At 56.4% G+C, this 22366-nt stretch carries 21 protein-coding genes; 5 read left to right on the top strand and 16 right to left on the bottom strand.

What is annotated here, in order from left to right:
- Positions 1 to 87 precede the first annotated feature (87 nt).
- The 5 genes from G565_RS0116390 to G565_RS24540 form a co-directional block, all read right to left on the bottom strand.
- The gene (locus G565_RS0116390; protein ID WP_028671859.1) at positions 88 to 840 is read right to left on the bottom strand and encodes a flagellar hook assembly protein FlgD; all 753 of its coding nucleotides are present in this window, start codon (positions 838 to 840) and stop codon (positions 88 to 90) included.
- Between the two features lie 55 nt (positions 841 to 895).
- Positions 896 to 1336, bottom strand: coding sequence for a flagellar basal body rod protein FlgC (flgC, locus tag G565_RS0116385; RefSeq protein ID WP_028671858.1), 441 nt, complete (start codon positions 1334 to 1336; stop codon positions 896 to 898).
- Between the two features lie 2 nt (positions 1337 to 1338).
- Positions 1339 to 1737, bottom strand: a complete 399-nt coding sequence (gene flgB, locus G565_RS0116380) for a flagellar basal body rod protein FlgB (protein ID WP_028671857.1) — start codon at positions 1735 to 1737, stop codon at positions 1339 to 1341.
- Between the two features lie 324 nt (positions 1738 to 2061).
- Positions 2062 to 2886 (bottom strand): CheR family methyltransferase, encoded by an 825-nt coding sequence (locus G565_RS0116375; RefSeq protein WP_028671856.1) that lies wholly within the window; start codon positions 2884 to 2886, stop codon positions 2062 to 2064.
- Positions 2887 to 2992: 106 nt separating this feature from the next.
- Complete coding sequence (locus tag G565_RS24540; RefSeq protein ID WP_037339870.1) at positions 2993 to 3949, bottom strand: chemotaxis protein CheV; 957 nt, start codon at positions 3947 to 3949, stop codon at positions 2993 to 2995.
- Between the two features lie 267 nt (positions 3950 to 4216).
- Between G565_RS24540 and flgA the strand changes: the two genes are divergently transcribed.
- The 5 genes from flgA (at position 4217) to G565_RS0116345 (ending at position 8405) form a co-directional block, all read left to right on the top strand.
- The gene (gene flgA, locus G565_RS0116365) at positions 4217 to 5026 is read left to right on the top strand and encodes a flagellar basal body P-ring formation chaperone FlgA (protein ID WP_028671855.1); all 810 of its coding nucleotides are present in this window, start codon (positions 4217 to 4219) and stop codon (positions 5024 to 5026) included.
- A 150-nt stretch (positions 5027 to 5176) separates the two neighbouring features.
- Complete coding sequence (gene flgM, locus G565_RS0116360; protein ID WP_028671854.1) at positions 5177 to 5503, top strand: flagellar biosynthesis anti-sigma factor FlgM; 327 nt, start codon at positions 5177 to 5179, stop codon at positions 5501 to 5503.
- A 48-nt stretch (positions 5504 to 5551) separates the two neighbouring features.
- Complete coding sequence (gene flgN / locus G565_RS0116355) at positions 5552 to 6043, top strand: flagellar export chaperone FlgN (protein ID WP_169579666.1); 492 nt, start codon at positions 5552 to 5554, stop codon at positions 6041 to 6043.
- A gap of 13 nt (positions 6044 to 6056) precedes the next feature.
- Positions 6057 to 7658, top strand: a complete 1602-nt coding sequence (locus tag G565_RS0116350; RefSeq protein WP_028671852.1) for a coiled-coil domain-containing protein — start codon at positions 6057 to 6059, stop codon at positions 7656 to 7658.
- 105 nt (positions 7659 to 7763) lie between these two features.
- Positions 7764 to 8405: a response regulator gene (locus G565_RS0116345; protein ID WP_028671851.1), complete on the top strand. Its 642-nt coding sequence runs from the start codon at positions 7764 to 7766 to the stop codon at positions 8403 to 8405.
- Positions 8406 to 8414: 9 nt separating this feature from the next.
- Here the strand turns inward: G565_RS0116345 and G565_RS0116340 are convergent, their stop codons facing one another.
- The 11 genes from G565_RS0116340 to G565_RS0116290 all read right to left on the bottom strand — a co-directional run.
- Positions 8415 to 11867: a hybrid sensor histidine kinase/response regulator gene (locus tag G565_RS0116340; RefSeq protein ID WP_028671850.1), complete on the bottom strand. Its 3453-nt coding sequence runs from the start codon at positions 11865 to 11867 to the stop codon at positions 8415 to 8417.
- Between the two features lie 306 nt (positions 11868 to 12173).
- Entirely contained in the window at positions 12174 to 13805 is a 1632-nt protein-coding gene (locus tag G565_RS0116335; RefSeq protein ID WP_028671849.1) for a long-chain fatty acid--CoA ligase, read from the bottom strand.
- A 138-nt stretch (positions 13806 to 13943) separates the two neighbouring features.
- Positions 13944 to 14792 carry an alpha/beta fold hydrolase gene (locus G565_RS0116330; RefSeq protein WP_028671848.1) on the bottom strand — a complete coding sequence of 283 codons (849 nt, stop codon included), beginning with the start codon at positions 14790 to 14792 and terminating at the stop codon, positions 13944 to 13946.
- Positions 14789 to 15874, bottom strand: coding sequence for a branched-chain amino acid ABC transporter permease (locus tag G565_RS0116325; protein ID WP_028671847.1), 1086 nt, complete (start codon positions 15872 to 15874; stop codon positions 14789 to 14791). The genes G565_RS0116330 and G565_RS0116325 overlap by 4 nt, the downstream gene beginning before the upstream one ends.
- A gap of 1 nt (position 15875) precedes the next feature.
- Complete coding sequence (locus G565_RS0116320) at positions 15876 to 16931, bottom strand: branched-chain amino acid ABC transporter permease (RefSeq protein ID WP_084649429.1); 1056 nt, start codon at positions 16929 to 16931, stop codon at positions 15876 to 15878.
- Positions 16928 to 17680: an ABC transporter ATP-binding protein gene (locus G565_RS0116315; RefSeq protein WP_211227199.1), complete on the bottom strand. Its 753-nt coding sequence runs from the start codon at positions 17678 to 17680 to the stop codon at positions 16928 to 16930. Before G565_RS0116315 ends, G565_RS0116320 begins: the two co-directional genes overlap by 4 nt.
- Positions 17677 to 18465 carry an ABC transporter ATP-binding protein gene (locus G565_RS0116310; protein WP_037339866.1) on the bottom strand — a complete coding sequence of 263 codons (789 nt, stop codon included), beginning with the start codon at positions 18463 to 18465 and terminating at the stop codon, positions 17677 to 17679. The genes G565_RS0116315 and G565_RS0116310 overlap by 4 nt, the downstream gene beginning before the upstream one ends.
- A 74-nt stretch (positions 18466 to 18539) precedes the next feature.
- Positions 18540 to 19730, bottom strand: coding sequence for a substrate-binding domain-containing protein (locus G565_RS0116305; protein ID WP_028671843.1), 1191 nt, complete (start codon positions 19728 to 19730; stop codon positions 18540 to 18542).
- 87 nt (positions 19731 to 19817) lie between these two features.
- Complete coding sequence (locus G565_RS24535) at positions 19818 to 21326, bottom strand: class I adenylate-forming enzyme family protein (protein ID WP_051208110.1); 1509 nt, start codon at positions 21324 to 21326, stop codon at positions 19818 to 19820.
- Positions 21323 to 21925 carry a TetR/AcrR family transcriptional regulator gene (locus tag G565_RS0116295; RefSeq protein WP_037339863.1) on the bottom strand — a complete coding sequence of 201 codons (603 nt, stop codon included), beginning with the start codon at positions 21923 to 21925 and terminating at the stop codon, positions 21323 to 21325. The genes G565_RS24535 and G565_RS0116295 overlap by 4 nt, the downstream gene beginning before the upstream one ends.
- 213 nt (positions 21926 to 22138) lie before the next feature.
- The coding region (locus G565_RS0116290; RefSeq protein ID WP_028671841.1) for an integrase core domain-containing protein at positions 22139 to 22366 on the bottom strand (228 nt) is incomplete at its 5' end.

The following is a 22366-nucleotide window of genomic DNA, read 5'->3' as shown; positions in this document are numbered from 1 at the left end:
CGCACTGCGCTGTTCAAATCCGGGATGAAGCCATCACCGGTAACGGTTCCTGATGTACGGTTCGAACGTTTGGCTTATAAACGCCGTTCAGTACACCTGATTAATCTGTTTTACATCGCTCATGGTGATGTTGCCGCCACCGGCCAGGTTCAACTGCAGGTCACTGTCCTGCCCCAGGGTCACTGAATCGACCCGGGCGCTGGTGTGGGTGCCCAGAGCTTGTTGCTCCCCGGCGACGTTACCCACCACGCTGAACCGGTACACACCGGCATCGTGCGGAATAATATTGCCGTCTTCATCGGTCGGGAACTTATCGTAGTCAATGTCGGCCATCTCCCCGTTCACTTCGAGATTGGCCCCATCCCACTTAAAGTTCAGCTCACCCGCTGGCTGATTTCCCAATGGAACCGACTCCACCATTTCGCCCTCACTGTTGGTGATCTGGAGCATCACGCCACCTGCGCCTGAAGGCACGTCGGCCATACCAAACACCAGTTCACCATGGCGCAGCAGGCTTTCCTGATTGCCTTCAATGGTTACAGCACCGCCGACCAACGAGCTTGCCTGCAAAGCCTGAGAAGACTTATAAGAGTTCGACAAAGACTCGAACCCCTTGCTCATATTCTGAATGCCTTCGACCTGGGAGAACTGCGCCAACTGGGCCACAAATTCGGCATTGGCCTGAGGTTCAAGCGGGTTCTGGTTGTTGAGCTGAGCGATCATCAGCTTAAGGAAGTCATCCTTGCCCAGCTCATTGGACGAGTTTTCCTTCGGCTTTTTCTGAGCAATATCGTACTGGCTCAGCGCGCCGGCGCCGGTTGCATCGTTAATGTCAGCCATGATGATTCCTCTTGCAGGCGCACTCGCCCCAACTGGTTTTCATAGGATTCACGGGTTACTGGCCCATCGTCAGCGTTTTCTGCAGCATGGTCTTGGCGGTATTGAACACTTCCACGTTCACCGTAAAACTGCGCTGAGCAGAGATCATATCGGCCATCTCTTCCACCACGTTGACGTTCGGGTAGTAGACATAGCCCTCTTCGTCCGCGAACGGATGCGTTGGGTCGTAACGGATATCAAGCGGGTCTTCTTTCTCGACAATGCCTCGAACGTTCACCCCCCGACCTACATCATGATCAAGGTCGACGTTCGACCAGTCACGGTCCATACCCGCCTGCTGTAACACCTGAAAAATCGGTTTGCGCGCCCGGTAGGTATCTTCCTCACTCGAGCTAACACTCTGCGCATTGGCCAGATTACTGGCCGTGGTGTTCAGCCGGATCGACTGGGCATTCATGCCGGTACCGGCAATATTAATAATGTTCGACAGTGACATGATTATTGCCCCTTGATCGCGCTGGTCAGGCCTTTGAATTTACGGTTCAGAAAATCAAAACTGGCGTTATACGACATGGCATTCTTGGTGAATTCAGCATTTTCAACGTTGGAGTCCACCGTATTGCCATCGATCGAAGGCTGATAGGGGTTCCGGTAGAACAACTCTGTATCACCTCCTGACCGACCCGGGATGTGGTTGCTCTGGGTCCGGTTGACCTCCAGGTTCTCGGTGCGTTGCACCTCACCGCGCAAAATGGCCTGAAAATCAATATCTCGAGCCTTAAACCCCGGTGTATCCGCATTGGCCAGATTATTGGCCAACACTTCGGAACGCTGGGCACGCACCAACAAAGCGTTGTCGTGGATACCCAGTGAATTGTTAAAGCCCAATGCCGCCATGATGGAACCTCATTGCCGTTTTTCTGAATTCACAGAAGGTATTGCAATGCTAGTGCCAAGTTATTTTTTACTTATATATCAATAACTTAGGAGATATTAAGAAGTTATTAGCGGCAAAGCGGCAAGGCTTGACCGATAGTGCGGAAGGAAGCGGGATGGTGACAGATCGGTCGGTCCTAATGGAGTGTCGACTGGAATGCGGTGAAACCGCACGTTAACTCTCTAACTCTCTCCCCAGCCCGCGGGACGGGAGAGGGAGCGATTAGTTGGTTGATTTTACCACCCGCAAAAGCGGTTTTATCGAACGGTTTCGTGATGCCCAACTCAGCGCTTGCGGTAAATAATTCCCGGCCGGCAATGCACCATTTCATAGAGATCGTTCAGGCCGTTCACAGCTTCCGACGCGCCGACCAGTAAATAGCCACCCGGATTCAGAGTAGCGTGAATGCGGGTCAGGATGTCGCGCTTGAGGTCGCCGGTGAAGTAGATCAGTACATTGCGACAGAAGACGATGTCAAATTTTCCCAACAAGGCGTAGCTGTCTTGCAAGTTCAGCGAGCGATATTCAACCCGCTGGGCGATGCCTGGTTTGACCTTCCAGCGGCCATTCGGTGCCTCGACAAAATGCTTTTTTAAGCGTTCGGGGTCGAGCCCGCGGCCAATGGCCAGCATGGCATATTCGGCAGACTTGGCTGCATCCAACACAGAGGCGGAGATGTCGGTTGCCACGATTTTCTCGCCGCCGCTAACCAGCCGATTCCGTGCTTTGTACTCTTCGATCATCATGGAAATTGAATAAGGCTCCTGCCCGGTAGAGCAGGCTGCAGACCAAATTCGTAACGGACGAGCACCGCGCTGCTGGTAAAACTCTGGCAGCAGCTTTTCTTCGAGAATTCTGAACGGGTGGATATCGCGAAACCATAGGGTTTCGTTGGTCGTCATGGCATCAATCACTTCAGCCCGTAGTTTCTGACCACCGGGTCGCTGAATGGCCGTGACCAAATCCTGTAAAGTGGTAATGTCAGCCTGCTGCAATATCTTTCTCAGCCGGCTGGATACCAGATACTGCTTGCTGGCACCCAGACAAATGCCACTGTGCTTTTCAAGGTAATCACAGAATGCCTGGTACCCTTTTTCAACGTCGACCATTAATCCCTGCACTCCTGCGCCCGTGGACACGGGGTTTGCTGAACTGGCAGCATTGAATAAACCCGGCACTCGCCAGATGTTGGGCTGACCGTACTCGCCGAACCTATCATGCCTCTCCTTCGATCGCTGGCAAATTCCCACCCAGATTGGTAATACGCTCAATCACCAGTTGGGCCAGCATATCAGGCTGGAACTTGGCCAGAAAATCATTGGCACCCACCTTTTGCACCATGGCTTTATTGAAGACACCGCTAAGCGAGGTATGCAGTACAATGTAAGCGCCTTTCAACTGAGGGTGATTGCGAATTTCATACGTCAGGGTGTAGCCATCCATCTCCGGCATTTCGATATCAGAAATAATAATAGGGTAACGCTCGACTGGCTCCACACCTTCGTCAATCAGAGCCAGCAAATGATTAAGCGCCTCACGACCATCATTCAGTGCGACGACTGTTAACCCGATTTTTTCCAGAGTTCGCTGAATCTGTTTACGCGCAATCTTTGAGTCATCAACAATCAGAACCTGTTTTGATACAGCGCTGGCGGCTACTTCCGGGGTCAGCAGGTCTTCATTGAAGTCTTCCTGCATGGGTGTGACGTCGGCCAGAATCTTCTCGACATCGATGATTTCGACCAGTTTGTTGTCGTACTTGGTCACAGCCGTCAAAAAGTGGTCATGACCCGTGCCTTTTGGTGGTGGCTGCACATCTTCCCAGTTGATGTTGATGATGCGTTCGACACCCTGAACCAGGAAGCCCTGACTCTTCATATTGTATTCAGTGATGATGGTGAACTTGTCTTCAATATGCTCAATCGGCGAGTTGCCCGTCGCCACACTCAGATCGAGAATGGGAATAGTACCGCCACGAATGTGGGCAACCCCTTTCACTACCTTGCTGGCATGCGGCATCTGGGTCAGCTTGGGGCACTGAAGCACCTCTTTGACCTTGAATACGTTGATGCCGTAAATCTGCTCACCATTAAGGCGGAACAGCAGCAACTCCAGGCGGTTTTGCCCGACCAACTGCGTACGCTGGTTCACACTGTCCAGAACACCGGCCATAGGATTCTCCACTGATAATACGGTTAACTGCCGGACACCGCGCCCGACTCCCACAGTATACCTGCGGCAGTCAGACAAGCCTCTGCTGAAAGGTCGGCACAGCCCTTGCAGAAAGACTGTAACACAGGCGCCATCCGGAACATTTCGTCAATTTACTGGCGACAGCACCCACGGCATATCTGCCAGGGAGCACCTCATTTCTGGTAGGCGCCCATTTTACGGTGACTTTGCCCCAAGCATAGTCGTCAATCGTCCAAGGACAACTGCATGTTAGTTCATTTGTACCTATCGGCGGATGTTTCAGAATGTTTAACAGGCCGCAGCCAGTCGACTTTGCGGTCACACCGGCTAAAGATACCCGGTGCTTTGATTGCCGGGCTGCTGCTAACGCTGACCGGTCTGACAACCCTGGCCCACTCGGCCGAGACCATTGGCCAGGAAGCTGGCCAGCAGATTGTTGAGGCAGTCGAGCAATCACTGCTGCAGCGAGTCCGGGAGGATCACCCGGACGTCCCTTCGGAGCACATATCCACCTCGATCACCGTCAATGATGCGACCGCTAACCTGGCCCTCTGCCCCGCCCCCCTGCTTGTCGACTGGCGTGGTAGTTCGTTGTCGAGCCGACTCACACCCCGGGTCGCCTGCCAGGAACTTGGCTGGCAGGTTTACCTTCCGGTTGGGTTGACGGTCAAGGTTCCAGTCGTCGTAACGGCACGAAGCATTTCACGGGGACAGCGCCTGACCCCTGCTGATCTAAGCCTGGCCCTGACGGATCTGTCCACGCTCCGCCAGGGCCACTATACCCGCTCTTCCGAACTGACCGGGTATGAAGTGGCCCGGAATCTGACTCAGGGTACCGTGGTAACACCCTTCGTTGCCAAACCACCGGTGATGATCGAGCGTGGTGATCGGGTTATTATAGTCGCCACCGGAACAGGACTATCCGTGCAAACAGAAGGCGAGGCGCTGCGAGATGGCACGCAGGGGCAACAAATACCAGTGATAAACCTGTCATCCCGGCAAACCATTCATGCCTATGTGAAATCAAAGGGCGTGGTCGAAATTCCGGGCAGATGAGTTGCATCGACTCGACTGGCCGGGTTTTCGCTGCATTGATACACTGTTTTAAGAAAAAAAACTGACTTTCTTCACAAAATTCACTTAAGTTTCTGAAGTCAGGGCCGCTACCCCCTTCAGGAAAAACCAACTTCACATGAGGTGATCGCAATGGCCATTAACCTGAACGGCCTTTCATCGGGACAAACAGGGTCTGCCAAGAGTCGGGAAAGTGACAATGCTCCGGCAACCAAAAAAGTTGGCACAGAAAGTGCTCCAGCTGGTAATAAGAGTGAAAGCGGTAAGAACGCAGACGATGTGGTCAAACTGTCGGATCGCGCTGAAGTGTTGCGAACGGTCAACAGCAAGGTGCAGCAACTGCCAGACATCGACCAGGAAAAGGTCGACAGCATCCGCACTGCCATTCAAAACGGCGATTACTCTATCGACTATAATAAGCTGGCGGCTGCTTTCCGACGTTTCGAGTCGGGCCTTTGATCGTTTAAGGGTTCATGCAGTCGCCGGGCACACTTCGGGGACATGACCATGGATACCGAAACGTTTGAAGCCCTGCAGTCTGCACTGGCTGGGGCGCTCGACGTGAGCCAGGCGTTTGAATTGACACTTGCTGACGAGCATCGGGCCCTGAAAACCGGTGACCTGTCTCTGCTATCTGACGTACTTGAACGAAAATCCTCCCTGACTGAGGCGCTGCTAACCGCGTCTGAAGGCTTGCTCGCCTGGTGCTCCGACCAGGGTATCGAGCCAGATTACCCGGCTTTTCTGCAATGGTGCGAACACCATCTCAACGAGACAGACCGGAGCCCCCTGTTGGCCCATTGGCAACAACTGAAAGTCAGCCTGGACGACAATAGCCGCTCAACCGCCGTGAACCGGCAAATGCTGGCCTCTTTGTCTACGCAGAACCAAGCTCGCCTGACTTTACTGAAAAACCTGGTCGGCACAACCGATACCTATTCCGCCTCCGGCACCCAGTCCCTCAACGATAGCCAGCGTCGCTGGGTCGATCAGGTCTAGGGCAGCTAATTCTATGTTTATTGATCAAATGACCCTGTTCATCATCGCAGAAATGGCCGTGGTGTATGTGGTCATCACGATCTTCCTGTTTTACCGGCATCGGCTCTATCACGTCCTGGTCGCTATTCTCAAGGAGATGCGCTGGGAGAAGCTGCGTCGGCAGCAGGAGAAGCAGCAGGAAATGGCTGCCCTACGGGCTCAGAATCGCAAGTTATCACAGGATTTCAAATCAGCGCAGGCCGCTGCCGAAAGCGCTGGAAAAACAATTCCAGAGCAGCTCAGGCTTCACCTGAACACCCTGGAAGCTGAGCTGTCGGAGTCCGGCAACGACTTGCATCGCACCCCCGAGCCAGACGAACCGGCCCATATTCACTGGCTTCGCCGGCACATACTGGATCTAGAACAAAAATTACTGGCAGGCGAAATCGACGATGACCAGTGGGCTCAACTGGCTCATCAGTTGCTTAAAGACAGCGGACTTGAACCGGCCCGCGAAGCTCGACAGGAAGGTGCCGATTCCGAACTGGGTAAAGATCAGCTCGCCAGAGATCGTAAGCAATATGAGACACAATACGCCGCAGCTCGCGACCGCATTCGGCTGCTCGAACAGGAAATGAATACGCTCAAGTCCATCAGCACAGCCAGCCCCAGTCATTTTGAAAAGCCGCAGAAAGGCACCTACGCCGATGAAATCTATAAGCTCAAGTGCGACAAGTACGACATGCAGGAGACAATTAACCAGCTATCCCTGAAACTGCAGCAAACGGACCCGGACGGTGACGACTATGCCAACCAACAAGCCGAGCTGATTCAGGCGTTGAACCGCTATGTCAAAGAAGCCGACGTCAGTGTCAACTTGATGGAAAAAGAGCTGGAAGCGGCCAACCATGAGAATCAGGAACTCGAAACCGACATCCACGGCCTTAAGAATCGGCTGAAAGACCTGCAAGTTGGCGGCCCCAAAGCCGTGAACCCTGACCATGTCAAAAAACTGGCCTCCAATTCAACCAGTCAGGCTGAGTCGGTTGCCAGCTTGCGCAATGCTCTGGAACAACTGAGATCTGGGTCCGACCCGGAACGCGCCATGCAGGTTCAAGACGATGAAATCAGCCGACTCGAATTGTTGGTCCGGGATTCAGAATCTTGCGTGGCCATGCTGGAACTGGAACTGCAGCAAGCCCAGAAAGCCCTCGAAGAGCTCAACGCCCAGTCTACCGGCACAGAGGAAGCCCATGGAGACACCGAGCAGGCAGCAACTTCTGAAGCGTTTGAGACGCTCAGCGCGCAAATTCAATTGAGCCTCGATACCCTGCGCAACCTGGTTGACGATCTGCGCGAGGGCGCTGATTCTGGAGAGGTTCTGCCAGCTCAGGAAAAAGAAATCGATCAACTGCAGTCTCTGCTCAGATCAACCGAGTCACTGGTAGCAGAACTGGCTTCCCGCACCGAACAGGTAAATGCCCGGGATAACCGGGCTCAAAGCAACGAAGACATTGAAGAAATGGAAACCCTGGTCAAGCAATTCATGTCAGACTCGCAAACCATGCTGCAGCGCATCAAAGAACTGGAACAGAACCAGCGTGATGAAGACACTGCGGAGATCCAAGCCAGCTAAACGCCTCCTACCTTAGGAGGAGAAGCGCCGCTCCAGCACAAATCGCTCGCCTTAAAGTGCTACACTTGCCGCCATAAAAACGACAACAACAACGCTGTGAGTGCCATGACGGATACCCTTCAAGTCCTGATCGCCGACGACCATCCGCTGTTCCGCAATGCGCTGTCAGAAGCGCTATCCAACACCGGAACACCGGTTGACATCCACCAGACTGATACTCTGAACTCGACCCTGAGCCACCTCGAAACCGGCTCCATCGACTTGCTGTTGCTCGACCTGAAGATGCCCGGCAGTGAAGGTTTGCTCGGTCTGATTCAGATTCGAACGCGCTTTCCCGAAGTCGCGGTCGCGGTGATCACAGCCAACGAAGCCAGTAGAACCGTGGCTCATGTCAAAGCCGCCGGTGCCCTGGGTTATTTGCCGAAATCACTCTCACTGGAACAGCTGGTAACGGCGCTGCGAGCATTGATCAGTGGCAACGGATACTTCCCCGACAATCATCAGGGCGACGCCCACAATATTGACGAAGACATTGATGCCATCACCAAACTCGCCAGCCTGACCCCCAAACAGCAACATGTCCTGGCCTTGATTGCCCGTGGCTACCTGAACAAGCAAATTGCCTATGAACTGAGCGTCAAGGAAACCACCATCAAGACCCATGTTTCGGAAATATTCCGCAAGCTCAATCTCTACAACCGCACTCAGGCTGCGATGTACAACCAGTATCTGGAAGTACCCGAGTGAGTCCGGCCGCTACCTTAACAGCGAGGCCAGCAATGCTCTGAGCTGAAGCGGGCGAACCGGTTTTTTAAGCAACCGGTAGCCCCTCTTCTCAATCGCCTGGCGGACTTCCTCGGTGTAATCAGCCGTTATCATAATCACCGGCAAGTCAGCCAGGCCCTGGTTGCGCCAGTTTTCCAACACACTGAGCCCGGTTAAGGTTTGATCAAGATGGTAGTCCATGACGATCAGATCCGGTTTGCGTTCACAGGCCATTTGCCAGGCCTGGTCTGGCTGGCTGGCAACCGAGACACTGAAACCCCATTCAGCCAGCAAGCTATTCATGCCTTCCACTATCTGTATTTCATTATCGACACACAGGATGTGATAACCCTGATGTGAACCGGCGGCAGGAATAGCCGACTTTCCGGTCGCCTGGCCAGCGACGGCCAGCGGCAGTTCAATACTGAACACACTGCCACGCCCGAGGTCACTGCGCACCGTGACCGGATGCTCCAGCAACACGGACAAGCGCCGCACGATGGCAAGCCCAAGGCCCAGGCCTCGCTCGTCGCTCTGGGTGTCGGGTAGCCGGTGAAACTCCTCGAACACCTCGGTTTGCTGTTTATCGGTCAGGCCCGGGCCCGTATCCCAAACTTCGATGCGGCAATGAGGTCCATGTCGTCGTACGCCCAGAGTCACCCGGCCGCGCTGACTGTACCGCAACGCATTGCTGAGCAGGTTTTGCAACATGCGCCGCAGTAGCCGGGCATCGCTGCGCACCCAAAGCGTGGTGGTAACGAACGTCAGATGAATGCCCCGGTCTCGGGCAAGAACGTCAAACTCTTCGTAAAGTGATGCCAATACGCTGGCCAGCGACAGCGTTTCCGACGTCGGAAGAATAATGTGTGAATCCAGTTTTGAAATATCCAGCAATTCGCCCAGAAGGTTATCAGCCGAATGCAGGGAGCGTTCGATTTGTTCAGCCAGGCTAAGCAATTCCGGTGCCTGCTCCAAGCGTCGCAACTTGGCCTGGAGACTGGCGGAGAATAACGCTGCCGAATTGAGCGGTTGCACCAGATCGTGCCCCGCTGCAGCCAGAAACCGGGTCTTGTTGGTGTTGGCTTTTTCCAGTTCCGAGTTGGTCAGTTGCAGCGCCTCGGTCCGCTCAGACACTTTTTCTTCGAGCAAATCGTTGCTGCGCCTAAGCTGATCTTCAATACGACGCCGGTCGGTTATGTCTGAATAGACCGTAATATAGCCGCCGTCCGGCATCGGGTTTCCCTGTATTTCCAGGTAACTGCCATCCGGCCGCTTGCGTTCAATTCGATACGACGAGCCGGCTTTCAGATGACCAAGGCGTCGCAGCACCAGATCCTCAACCTCACCCTCACCAAGCTCGCCTTTGAGCGCGTTGTAGCGCAAAAGAGCTTCGACCGGCTGACCCGCCTGCAGCATCCCATCCGGGTATCGAAACATGCGCTGATATTCCTGGTTCCAGGCCACGATGTTCAGATCCCGATCGACAATACTGATGCCCTGGCTGATCGACTGCAGCGCCGAGTTAAGCAAATCCCGGTTAAACTTAAGGACCTGGGAAGCCTCATCCACCATGGTCGACAAGTGGCGCCACTGCCCGGTCATGGGTTGGTCGAACCGTTCGAACAATAGCCGGGTCGCGGGTGCTCCCAGCACCGAAGACAGTGAACGCTCAGCCTGATAGAGCAAATCGTCGTCGGCCGTGTGATCGGTTAACAGGCGGCCATTGAGCGGATTGGTGTAACGGGAAAACAGCCGGTGCAGTTTGTCGGCCCCGATAAAGCGCCCCAGCAGCAAATGCAAATCGCCGATCGACACAGTGCGACTGGCGTTTTGCAGCAGACCTGAGTCCTCTCTGTTGGCGTGCACGAACAATGACGCCTGCATTCTGTCTTTCAGCGTCTCGCGGCCAAAGGCTGACCCGAGCAGCAACCCCAGCACGTTCAGCGCCAGGCTCCAGGCCGTGCCGTGTACAATCGGGTCGAGCCCTTCCAGGCCCATCAGCGCCTGAGGTCGTAGAAAACTCAGACCGAACAGGCCTTCCATCAACGCATCGGGCATCAAACCGGCACGAATCAGCAAGGGAATCAGCAAGGTGTAGAACCAAACTACCGACCCCAGCCCTAGCCCCCACAGCACGCCCTTCCGGTTCATCGCGGTCCAGTAAAGCCCGAGAAACAGCGCCGGCGCAAACTGGGCCACCGCAACAAACGACACCAGCCCAATAGCCACCAGGCCTTCAAAGGCAACAATCAGCCGATAGTAGAAGAAGGCGGCCAGCACGATCATCATAATGCCGAGACGCCGCAACCAGACCACACGACTTCCCAGGTTGGGCGCGTCGGCCGACCACCAGCCCAGTCGGATCAGCCCGGGCAATAGAATTTCATTCGATAACATGGTGCTCAGTGCGATGGTGGCCACGATGACCATAGACGTAGCAGCCGACAACCCCCCAACAAACGCCAGTACCACCAAATCGTCACGCCCCATCATCATGGGCAAGATGAGCGTCATGTATTCGAGTTGCTCGGGGTTGGTCGAGAAATACTGATAACCCACCAGCACCATGGGCAGCACAAACAAGTTGATCAGCACCAGATAGAGCGGAAAAATCCAGCGAGCCATGCGCAGGTCCCGGCTATCGCGGTATTCGACAACGGCAACATGAAACTGACGTGGCAGCGCGATGATGGCAACAACGCCCAACAGAACCTGGGTCATGTAAATATAGGGGCTGCTGTAATCGGTCATAATCGACCAGATTTCCGGGGTATTCACCGCCGTTTTGACCACGGCCGCAAAGCCACTGCCGACTGAATAAACCGCCCAATAACCCAACACCAGAAACGCAAACAGTTTGACCACCGACTCAAAGGCAATCGCCAGCATCATGCCGGGGTGATGCTCGGAGGTATCCAGATGACGGGTACCAAACAGTAGGGTAAACAAGCCAAGAATTAAAGACACATAGAGAGCAGAATCGTTATACCAGGCTTGCCCCGCTGTCACCGTTGGCGCGACGACGCTGAAACTCACCGAGATGGCTTTTAGCTGCAACGCCACATATGGCACGATCCCGATCAGAGAAATCAGCGCAACCGACACCGCCACAGCCCGGCTGTGACCAAAACGGCTGGCAATGAAATCGGCAATGGTGGTGACGTTCTCGCGCTTGGCGACCTGCACCACCTTCAACAGAAACGCATAACCCACCAGGAACAATAGAATGGCCCCGACATGGGAGGGAGCGAAGGCCCAGCCGTACTCGGCAAACTGGCGCGTCGCTCCGTAAAAAGTCCAGCTGGTGCAATAAACTGCCAACGACAAACTGTACACCCAGGGCTGCCAACGGCGAGCAATCGGGTGTCGGTCACCATAGAGAGCGATGACGAACAACAGGATGACGTAGAGCAGGGAAATGAGGATGAAAAACGTTGGTGACATCCGGGGATGGGTCCTCTGGTCGGTTTAACTACTACCTTTAAACCAACTCGGCTTTACTTATTCGTATTCTGCCACCTGATCAGTGTTGAGTTGCCGGGTAGACCTTTCCGGGGAGGTCCGCAACAGGGACTAAAATGCCAGGAGCATTTAAGCACGAGTGCAGCGAGCCCGGAGGGTGAATCCCACGGATGGGATTCATATCATGCGGTCCAGGCCCCAGGGAAGGGTTCACGCCGGCCCCGGAAAGGTCTACCCGGTGGCTCGACACGGAATTCAGCCACTGCAGCTAATCGTGAGCCGCTGGTTTCAGGCTTTGTCCCGCTCCAGCAGATAATCCCGGTAGTCGTCGCGAATGTCTACCTTGCGCAGTTTTCCGGTGCCTGTGTGGGGCAGGCTTTCGACCTGGATGATGGCGTCTGGCAACCACCATTTGGCGACCCGTTCGGCCAGTACCTTGCGCAGCCTGGCTTCATCGAGCGTCTTGCCCGCTCGAATGGTCACCAGCATCAGCGGTCGTTCATCCCATTTCGGATGTGCAGCGCCGATCACGCAGGCTTCATTGATGGCATCGTCGTGCAGGGCGGCATTTTCCAGTTCGACTGAGCTGATCCACTCGCCACCAGATTTGATCACATCCTTGCTTCGATCCACAACACGAAGATAGCCTTGCGGGCTGATTACAGCGACATCGCCGGTATCGAACCAGCCGTCGATGAATTTGTCCTGCCCTTCGCCCTTGAAGTATTGCGCCAGCACCCACGGCCCCCGGCAGCGCAGGTTGCCGCGGGTCCGGCCATCGTGTGGCAACGGCCGGCCGGCACCGTCAAAAATCTCAATCTCCACTCCCAGCATCGGGCGTCCGGCCGAGCTTTGCAATTCATAACGCTGGTCATCGGGCATGGCATCCATCTGCGGGGTGCGATTGGCCGCCGTCGCCAACGGGCTGGTTTCCGTCATGCCCCAGATGCCCATCCAGTAGACGTTGTACAGCTTGTCGTATATCTCGACCAGGCTCAGGGGCGACGCGGCACCGCCCACTCCGACTACCTCAAGTGAATCGATCGTCTTGCCACTCTGTTGCAGGTAATTGTGCAGATTCAGCCAAACGGTGGGCACAGCAAACGCCTGATTGACCGATTCATCCTCAATCAACGCCTGCAGGCTTTCGCCATCAAGATCGCCGCCCGGCAACACCAGTTTGGCGCCAAACAGCGGCGCTGAAAATGGCACGCCCCAGGCACAAACGTGATACATGGGCACAATCGGCATGGCAACAGAACGCTCGGAAAAATTAAGGTACTGACTGGAGCCGCTCATCATGGCGTGCAACACCGTTGAGCCCTGCTCGTACATCACGCCTTTGGGGTTACCGGTGGTGCCGCTGGTATAGCACAGGCCGCAGGGAGCATCTGACGGCAACCGGGGCCAATGAAATTCCGTCGGCATTTGGGCCAGCAAATGCTCGTAGTTGTCGAGCGTCAACACCTTTGACGTGGGCATCTCGCTTTCGTCACACAACACCACAAAGCGCTCGACACTGCGAATCTGATCGGCCACTTCTTCCAACAGGGGCAAGAAATCCGGATCAAAAAAGATCCAGCGATCTTCGGCATGGTTAATGATGTACTGCAACTGTTCACTGAACAGGCGAGCGTTCAGCGTGTGCACAACCGCCCCCATTCCGGAGATACCGTAATACAGTTCCAGATGGCGGTAGTGATTGACCGCCAGCGTCGCTACCCGGTCGCCTCCCTGAATGCCGGATCGCGCCAGCAGATGGGCTACCTGAGCCGAACGCTTCAACGCATCCAGGTAGTGGTAGTGGTGCCGGCTTCCGTCGGGCATCGCCGAAACAATGCTCTGCTCCGGATAGCGTTGCGCGGCGTTGCGTAAAATATCGCTGGTGTTCAGCGGGTGAGTCATCATGTTGCCAGCCATCCCAGGTCTCCTGTTGACAGCAATGTCGGGTGTCAGGCTCGCCCGGCTGGGTCGGCCTTTAACAAATCAGGGTAATTGCAATCAGTGTAGTGACTGGACCTGGTCAGGCCCATCCGCGAATAGTAGGAGGCGCCCGGTTTACCGTGATCCGGGCTGATCGAGAAACGAGAGTAGCGGCGCTAGATGCGACTGCAGATGCAGACCGGGCGCGTGACCACAGTCGTCGAACCGGGCTACAACCAAAGCGGGTGAACCGCGTTGCATTCGGGCCACAATGGCATCCGGCAATACATCCGACTGCCCACCCTGAATAACCAGCATCGGGCATTGAATGGCACCGAACGCCGCCCACAGATCCACCGGTGGTGCGGTCTCGTCAAAGGTGCCAATGATCTCCGGGTCGTAATGCGGTGCAAAGTGACCGTTTGGCAGGCGTCGGCTGCCTTCGATGGCCATCTGATGCCAGCCCTGGTCGTCACGCGGGCCAAAGGGCGCGTATACATCGCGGATTCGTTGCTCGAACGCCGACAGACTGGGGTAACTTTCCGTATTGCGCACGTAGTCAACGATGCGCCGCAAGGCTGTCACCGGCAATTCCGGTCCGATGTCGTTCAGCACCAGCCGGTCCAGCCGCCGGGCAAGCGGGTTGCTGGCCAGTATGATGCCCAACAACCCGCCCATACTGGTGCCGACCCATTGCAACCGGTCTACCTGATAGTGATCGAGCAACGCCAGCGCCTGTTCCGCATAAACGGGCAACTGATACTCACGAGCCGGATCCTGTGCCCATTGCGACATCCCGCGACCGGGGGTATCGGGAGCGAGCACCTGGTAGCCCCGCGCAGCCAGTGCTTCGCCCAGTGTTTCGAAGTCGGCTCCGCTGCGCGCCAGCCCGTGCCAGCACACCACGGTGCTAGCTGCACCCCGGTTCCAGACTCTGACGTGCAATTCACGGTTCTCTAGCGTTACCAGGTCCCGTTCCATCATGTCCGCACCTCCGCCTCAGCCTCTGTTGCACGTGGGTGGCTGAAACGACCGACAATGCCCTGCGGAAAGAAATAAACACTGGCGATAAACAACAGACCCAGCCACAACAACCAGCGATTGGGGTCAAACAGATTAGCCAGAATCGGCCAGCCGCCGAGGACATCCTGGGTGGAGCCCATCAGCGTTTGCAGGTACATCTGCGCCAGCAACAACACCGTTGCGCCGATGATGGCACCGTACAGGGTTCCCATACCGCCGATCACCACCATCAGCAACACATCAATCATGATGTCGAGCGACAACACGGAATCCGGCCCGGTATAGCGCAGCCAGATCGCCATCAGCACACCCGCCAGGGTGGCAAAGGCAGCGCTCAGCAAGGTGGCCGTGGTCCGATAAACCAGGGTGTTGTAACCAATGGCTTCAGCCCGGAAATCGTTCTCGCGCAACGCCTTGAGTACCCGACCGAACGGCGAGGCAACAATGCGCACCATCAACAAAAACAACAGGATGGCCACGAAGATAACGGTGTAAAAATTAAACAGCTTGCCGGTCAGGCGCACGCCGAATAACGGGTCATCGAACGGCCGGAACGCGGGGGTCAGCACACGCGGTAACCGATAGGTCAGCCCGTCTTCTCCGCCGGTGAGATGATAGAACTGCGACACCAGTACCGTCGCCGCGCTTGCCACTGCCAGGGTGATCATGGCGTAGAAAATGGTTTTCACCCGCAGTGATACCAGCCCCATCACGAAAGCGACCACCAGCGACACCGACAAACCGGCCAGAATGGCCATGGCCATGACGCCAAAGCCCGGTGCAAACTGATCAAAGGCGATGGCCACCGAATAGGCACCAATGCCAAAAAACAGAGCGTGGGCAAAGCTGACCACGCCGGTATAGCCGAGCAGCAGATCATAAGACGCCGCCAGAACAATAAAGATACTCAGCCGGGCGGCGGTATCCAGCGCCCGGGTCCCTTCAAACAGCCAGGGAGTCAGAACGATGCCGACGACAATAATGAGCAACAGCGCGCGAATCCAGCGATTGGATGGCAGCGTGTCCCGCAGTGCCTGAAACATGTTACTTCCCTCCATCAGAGACGGGCACCAGACCCTGGGGCCGCCACAGCAACACCACCACCATCAGCCCGATGGTCGACACCAGGGCCAGTTTGGGCGCCAGAAAGCCTACGTAGTTGCTCAGCAGGCCAACCAGTAAAGCCGCGATAAAGCATCCTTCAATAGACCCCAGACCACCGATAATGGCGACGATGAACACGGTAATCATCAGACTCTGGCCCAGGTGTGGTGTGATCACCTCGTCGTAAACACCCCACATGATGCCGCCCAGTGCCGCCAGCGCTGAGCCGGCCATAAACACCAGCACAAACAGCCGACGCACGTTGTAGCCAAAACTTTCGACCATTTCCCGGTTCTCGACACCGGCGCGAATCAGCAAACCCAGCCGGGTCCGTTTGAACACCAGCAACAGCCCGATAAACAGCAGCCCGCCCAGAACCACCGCCAGCAGGCGGTATTTTTCAAAAACCAGACCACCCCACTGCACCCCGCCCTGAAACGCCGGCGGCTTGAGCATGGGGATGTCGTGTCCGCCCCAGAACACGTAGATCAGTTGCTCGGCAACGATCAGGCCGCCCATGGTGATCAGAATCTGCATCAAATGGTCGCCATAGACGCGCCGCACCAGAATGCGCTCGAACAGCCAGGCCATCAGCGCGGCGACGGTCATGGCGACGATCGCCGCCGCGCCAAAGGCACCGAGGTTTAACCAGAGGGAGTCGGACAAGCGCCAGCCGTCCATGCTCAGCATGACGCTGAAGCCGCAGAACGCACCCAGCGAAATAAAAGCGCCATGGCCAAAGTTCAGAACGTCCATCAGGCCAAAGACCAGCGTAAAACCGGAGGTCATGATGAACAGCATCATGCCCATGGCGAGGCCGGCCAGGGTCAGCGTCAGCCAGGCGTTCAAATCGCCAATCAGAACGGCAGCCACCAGGGCAACCAGAGGAACAATGGCGGCGGCCTGCAAATCTCGCCGCTGGCGCCAGTGGGTTCTGGGTTTCAGTGGCTGTGCCGGTACTTCGGCCGTGGTTTCAGTCGATCGGTACGCCGTCATACGCTGGCCTCCATCGACAGACCCAACCATTCGGCCTGTCGTTTTGAATCGGTTGCGAAATCGGCCATCCGGCCCTCATGTAGGGTACGACCGTCTTCCATCACCACCAGATGGTCCCCCAGCCGCTGTGCCATGTGCAGATTCTGCTCGACCATCAGAATGGTCGTTTGTTCCGACTTCAAAGCTTCGAATGCCTGGATCAGATTTTGAATGATGGCCGGTGCCAGCCCTTTGCTGGGCTCGTCGACCAGTAACAGGTCACAGGGTTCAATCACCGCCCGGGCAATGGCCAGCATCTGCTTTTGCCCTCCCGACAAATGACCGGCGGGCCAGTGCCAGAAGGTATGCAACGCCGGAAACAACTGCAGAACCCAGTCCAGCCGCTCGCCTTCAAGGCGCTGACTGCGACAGGCGATGCGCAGATTTTCGCCAACGGTCAGACTGGCGAAAATGCCCATGTTCTCTGGCACATAGTGCAGGCCTTTGCGGGCAATATTCATGGTGTTCAGGCTTTCAATGTTCTCACCGTTCAGGGCAATGGTGCCCCGGTTCGCTCGCCACAGCCCCATAATGGTTCTCAGTGTCGAGGTTTTGCCGACGCCATTACGGCCCAGCAGCATGGTGACCTGATGACGGGGCACCGAGAACGACACCCCTTCCAGAATGTGATAGCCATCAACCTCGGTATGGACATCCTGCAGCGTCAGCATGGGCATCACCCGGGCGTCTGTTGTTGCGTCAGTCATCATGATTTGGCTGCCTCCGTCACCACACTTTCGCCGAGATAGGCCTGTCTCACACTGGCCATGGCCATCACCTCGGCGGGTTTCCCGTCGGCGATCAATTGCCCCTGGTCCAGCACCACGATGCGATCGGCCAGCGACCGTATAACGTCCATTTTGTGCTCCACCAGCAAGATGGTTTTACCCCCCTCCTGGCGAATCGTCTGGATCAGCTCAAGCACCACCGGCGCTTCGTCGGCACTCATACCCGCCGTGGGTTCATCGAACATCATGACCGCCGGATCCAGTGCCAGCATGATGCCGACTTCCAACCGCCGCTGACCGCCATGAGACAACTGCCCGGCTGGCACCTGAGCACGTTCGGCCAGATCAATGCGCTGCAACAGGTGCTCAACGTCCGCATCGACCTGCGTCAGGCTGCTGGCCGGTTGCCAGAACCGAAAGCCGTGACCGTGACGTGCCTGCACCACAAGACGCAGATTGTCGGCCACGCTCAACCGGGGGAACAACTGGGTTAGCTGAAACGCCCGACCCAGACCGGCCCGGGCGCGCTTTGAGGCGGACCAGCCGCGCACGGACTGCCCGTCCAGCAAGACATCGCCGGCGGTCTGCGGTAACTGGCCGGAAATAAGATTGAAGTAGGTTGTTTTGCCCGCGCCGTTGGGGCCAACGATGGCCGTAACGGTGTCACGCACAAACCGGCAACTGACGTCCTGAACCGCCTGGTGCCCGCCAAAATGCACGGACAGCCCGACGGTCTCCAGCACGGGAACCGAATTCTGAGACGACATAAACGAAAACCCTGATTGGATTTGGCTAAAGACGCGGTGAATCAACCAGACACCGCGTCATTCGGGAGGTGCGCTCAGTCAGACCGGCCGAGCGGAATGTCCATTTCATCCATGGTGATTTCCCGAACCAGTTCGGGAATGGCCCATTCAATATCTTCTTCGACGCGAATCTTGAAGTGATACATCGATTGCATCGCCTGGTGGTCTTCAGCCCGGAACATCATTTCGCCCTTGGGCGTATCGAACCGCATGCCTTCCATGGTGCTGATCAGGTCTTCAGTGTCGGTCGATCCGGCCCGGCGAATGGCTTCAACCGCGGCAATACCGGCTGCCATGCCACCGGCGGTGAAGAAATCGGGCGGTGTACCAAAGCGCTCCAGATGCTGTTCAACCAGCCATTTGTTGATGTCGTTAGTCGGGTTCTCATAGTAGTAATAGGTCGCCCCTTCCATCCCGACAAAGGGTTTGTAGCCGACCAGAGCCGACAGGATGTTACCGCCGGTTGCGAACTGAATGTCGTACCGCTCGGGATTCATCGCCTGCAATTTGCCCATGGGGTTACCGCCACCGGCCCAGTAGAAGAACAGGATGCGATCGCCTTCGGCGTCTTGCAGTGCATCGAAAATGCGCTGACCGGCTGCGGTAAAGTCGGTCGTGTCGGTCGGTACATATTCTTCGTGCACTATCTCCGCCCCGGTTCCGGCCAGCGCATCGCGGAAGGCGGTAATGCCATCACGTCCGAAGGCATAGTCCTGCGCCAGAGTGGCGATCTTTACGCCAGGGCGGCCAATGGCTACCGCGTTGGCAACGGCATCCTGCGACGAATTCCGCCCGGTTCTAAAGATATAGCGATTGCCGATTTCACCGGTAATGGAATCGGCTACCGCAGGCTCCACCAGCAGTATTTTTTCGTACTCCTCTGCGACGGGTAACATCGCCAATGCCACCCCGGAAGACACCGGTCCGATGGCCAGATCGACATTGTCGTCGGCATAGGCTTCTTCGAGCAGGGAGCGCCCGTTGGCCGGGTCGAGCTGAGTGTCTTTTTCGATCACTTCGATAGCTCGGCCATTGATTTCGAAGGTGCCGTTCGTGGCATACTCAAGCCCCAGCATCAGGCCATCGTGACTCTGTTTAGCGTAGGCTTCGAGCGGCCCGGTTTTGCCGTAGACGTGTGCGATTTTGATCGGTTCGGCCAGTGCCGTGGCACCGAGCAGCATTGGCAGTGCAGCCAGGGCCCAGCGGGCCAGTGTCAACGATGTCATGAGTCTCTCCTGTTCTTGAGAACGGTGTTGTAAAGGTTATTGTTGTTACGGTCGTTTTTATCGTTTTTCGTCGGTATTGACGGTTTGCTACAGGGTTGATAGCGGGGGCGGTGATCGCAACCAGGAGCGAATCCGGCTGCGGCGCACCTTGCCCGTGGGTGTCTTCGGCAGCGCTTCCAGAAACACCCAGCGATGCGGCACTTTGTAGGGTGCCAGTCGCTGGCGTGCAAAATACTGCATGTCTTCCTGCGTCGTCCGGTCACCCGGCTTCAACACAATAAATGCGACCCCGGTTTCGCCCCAGGTCGGGTCGTGTTCACCGGCGATGGCAGCATCCTCAACGCCACGATGTTGCAGCAAGACCTGTTCGACTTCGGCCGGAAAGACGTTTTCACCGCCACAGATGTACATGTCAGTCACCCGGTCGACAATGCGGTATTGACCGGTCTGTGGCTCACGCAACGCCAGGTCGCCACTGCGGTACCAGCCAGCGTAAAACGCTAGCTGATTGGCCGACTCGTTGCGCCAGTAGCCCGGCGTGACCGCTGGCCCCCGAACCCAGACTTCGCCGGTCTGGCCATCGGTTACCGCATCACCGTGCGGACCGATCAACCGAATCTCAGACAGCGGCATCGGCTGGCCAACACACCCCGGCGCTTCGCGGGCCTCGGCGTCGGTCTGAAAAAACAGAGTCGGACCCGATTCCGTCATGCCACACCCATTGCGCACAGCCGCGCCCTTGCCAGCCCAGTCATGCAGCACTTGCCGGTCTATCGGCCCGCCACCTGTGGCCAGCACCCGGGCGCACCCTTCCAGCGACGGAGTGTTGGCAAAGCCCCGCGTCCCGGTAAGGCGACGAAACTGGGTTGGCACCAGCAGCAACACCGTCACTTGCTGCCCGATGATATCGGCCATAAAGGCTTCGGGATCGAAGCGGGCATAGACGCGCACTGACCCGCCCTGCATCAGCAGCGGTAAAGCAAACAGATTGATGCCGGCGGTGTGATAGTGCGGCAACACGGAAGCGGTGACGTCGGCGTGGTCCAGTGACATCGCCGCCCGCACATTGGCCGCATTGGCCAGTGCCATGCCCGGGCTGTATATCACCGCTTTGGGAATGCCCGTCGTGCCACTGGTAAACAACAGATACCAGGGCTCATCAGCGCCAGCTTCGCTGGCTTCAGGCAGGTCGTCTCGCTGCAAATCAGGCCTGGAATTCAACTCAAGCAATCCGGCACCGGCCTCGCGTTGCAGACTGATAGCCACCGACTCGAAGGCGGCTTCATACACCACCAGCCGGGGGGCAATCAGTTGATTCTGAAGGTGCAGCACCTCGATGGATTCGCGCCAGTTCATCGGCACCAGTACCCACCCCTGACGATGACATGCCAGCAGCAGGGCGAAGAATTCGATGCGATTGCGGGCGAGCCAGAGAACCCGGTCACCGCGCTGCAGTCCCTGTTTCGATAGCCAGACGGCCCAACTCAGAACCTGGGTATGCAGGACCTGAAAACTCCAGACCTCACCGCTGTCGACGTCTTTCAATGCTGGCTGCCGGTTGAACGCCCCGGCCCACCGTTCGGTCGACAGGGTCATGAACCCGGCGCCTTCATACCGTTGAACATGAAATCCATAACCGCATCGACGATGGCTTCACGTGGCCGGTCGTCGCTCCACAACACATACCGTTGCCCGACAAAGTGCATAATGCCCATGATCGACCAGGCCCAGACTTCGTAATCTCCGTCACGAATCGAATGCTGGAACCCGGCCTGGTTCAATGCCGACTGGTAGCCTTCGGCAAAGGCGTCGTAATAGGCACGATGAGCGGCCGCGTCAACAAACTGGCTCTCCTGCACAATGCGGTACAAGTTCGGGTGGTCGGCGATGTAGTCCAGAAACGCGCGAAAGCCGACTCGCTCTGCTTCAAGCCGGTCGCTGGTATCAATTACCTGCTCGGACAAATAGCGTCGTAACTGCCGGCTGGTGTACAGCACCAGCGAGCGCAATACGTCTTCCTTGCTTTTGAAATACAGGTAGAAGGTGCCCTGCCCGATGCCCGCACGCTGAGTAATTCCGACAATTGACCCCTCATGGTAACCACGCTCGCCGAATTCAGCTTCCGCCGCTCTGAGAATGCGCTCCTGGGTGCGGGCGCCGCGAGCCGTTTTCGGGGTGAGATCGGGCTGAGTCATGACACGTTTCAAACCTGAGAGATGATTCAGGTTTAATGTACGCCTCCTCAGCCTATCGGGCAAGCGACTGACTTCCTACTTTTGGAGGAGAGACGCTGAGACGGTCACGAGCGTCAAAAGGCAGGCAGGGAAACAACTATATTGTGGACCCCACTGTCAAGACCACTAATGCATTAAATTAAGGTAAAATGCCCTATGGGTTAAATTGTATTCTTACGCGGCTTGCAGCCATTGCACAGCAGTGCCATGTACTTCTGCCGGTGTCCTGTTGTTGAGCGATTGATGCGGCCGCTCATGGTTGTAAAACCGGAAGTAGGCACTCAAGCCGTCCCGTGCTTCCTGCATCGTCTGATATTGCTTTAGATACACTTCCTCGTACTTGACGGAACGCCAGAGCCGCTCGACAAATATATTGTCCAGTGCCCGGCCCTTGCCATCCAT

The sequence above is a fragment of the Saccharospirillum impatiens DSM 12546 genome, from assembly GCF_000423605.1.
Classification (GTDB): Bacteria; Pseudomonadota; Gammaproteobacteria; order Pseudomonadales; family Natronospirillaceae; genus Saccharospirillum; species Saccharospirillum impatiens.
The sequence above is the reverse complement of the archived record's forward strand: the minus strand, read 5'-3'. Positions and strand labels throughout refer to the sequence as shown.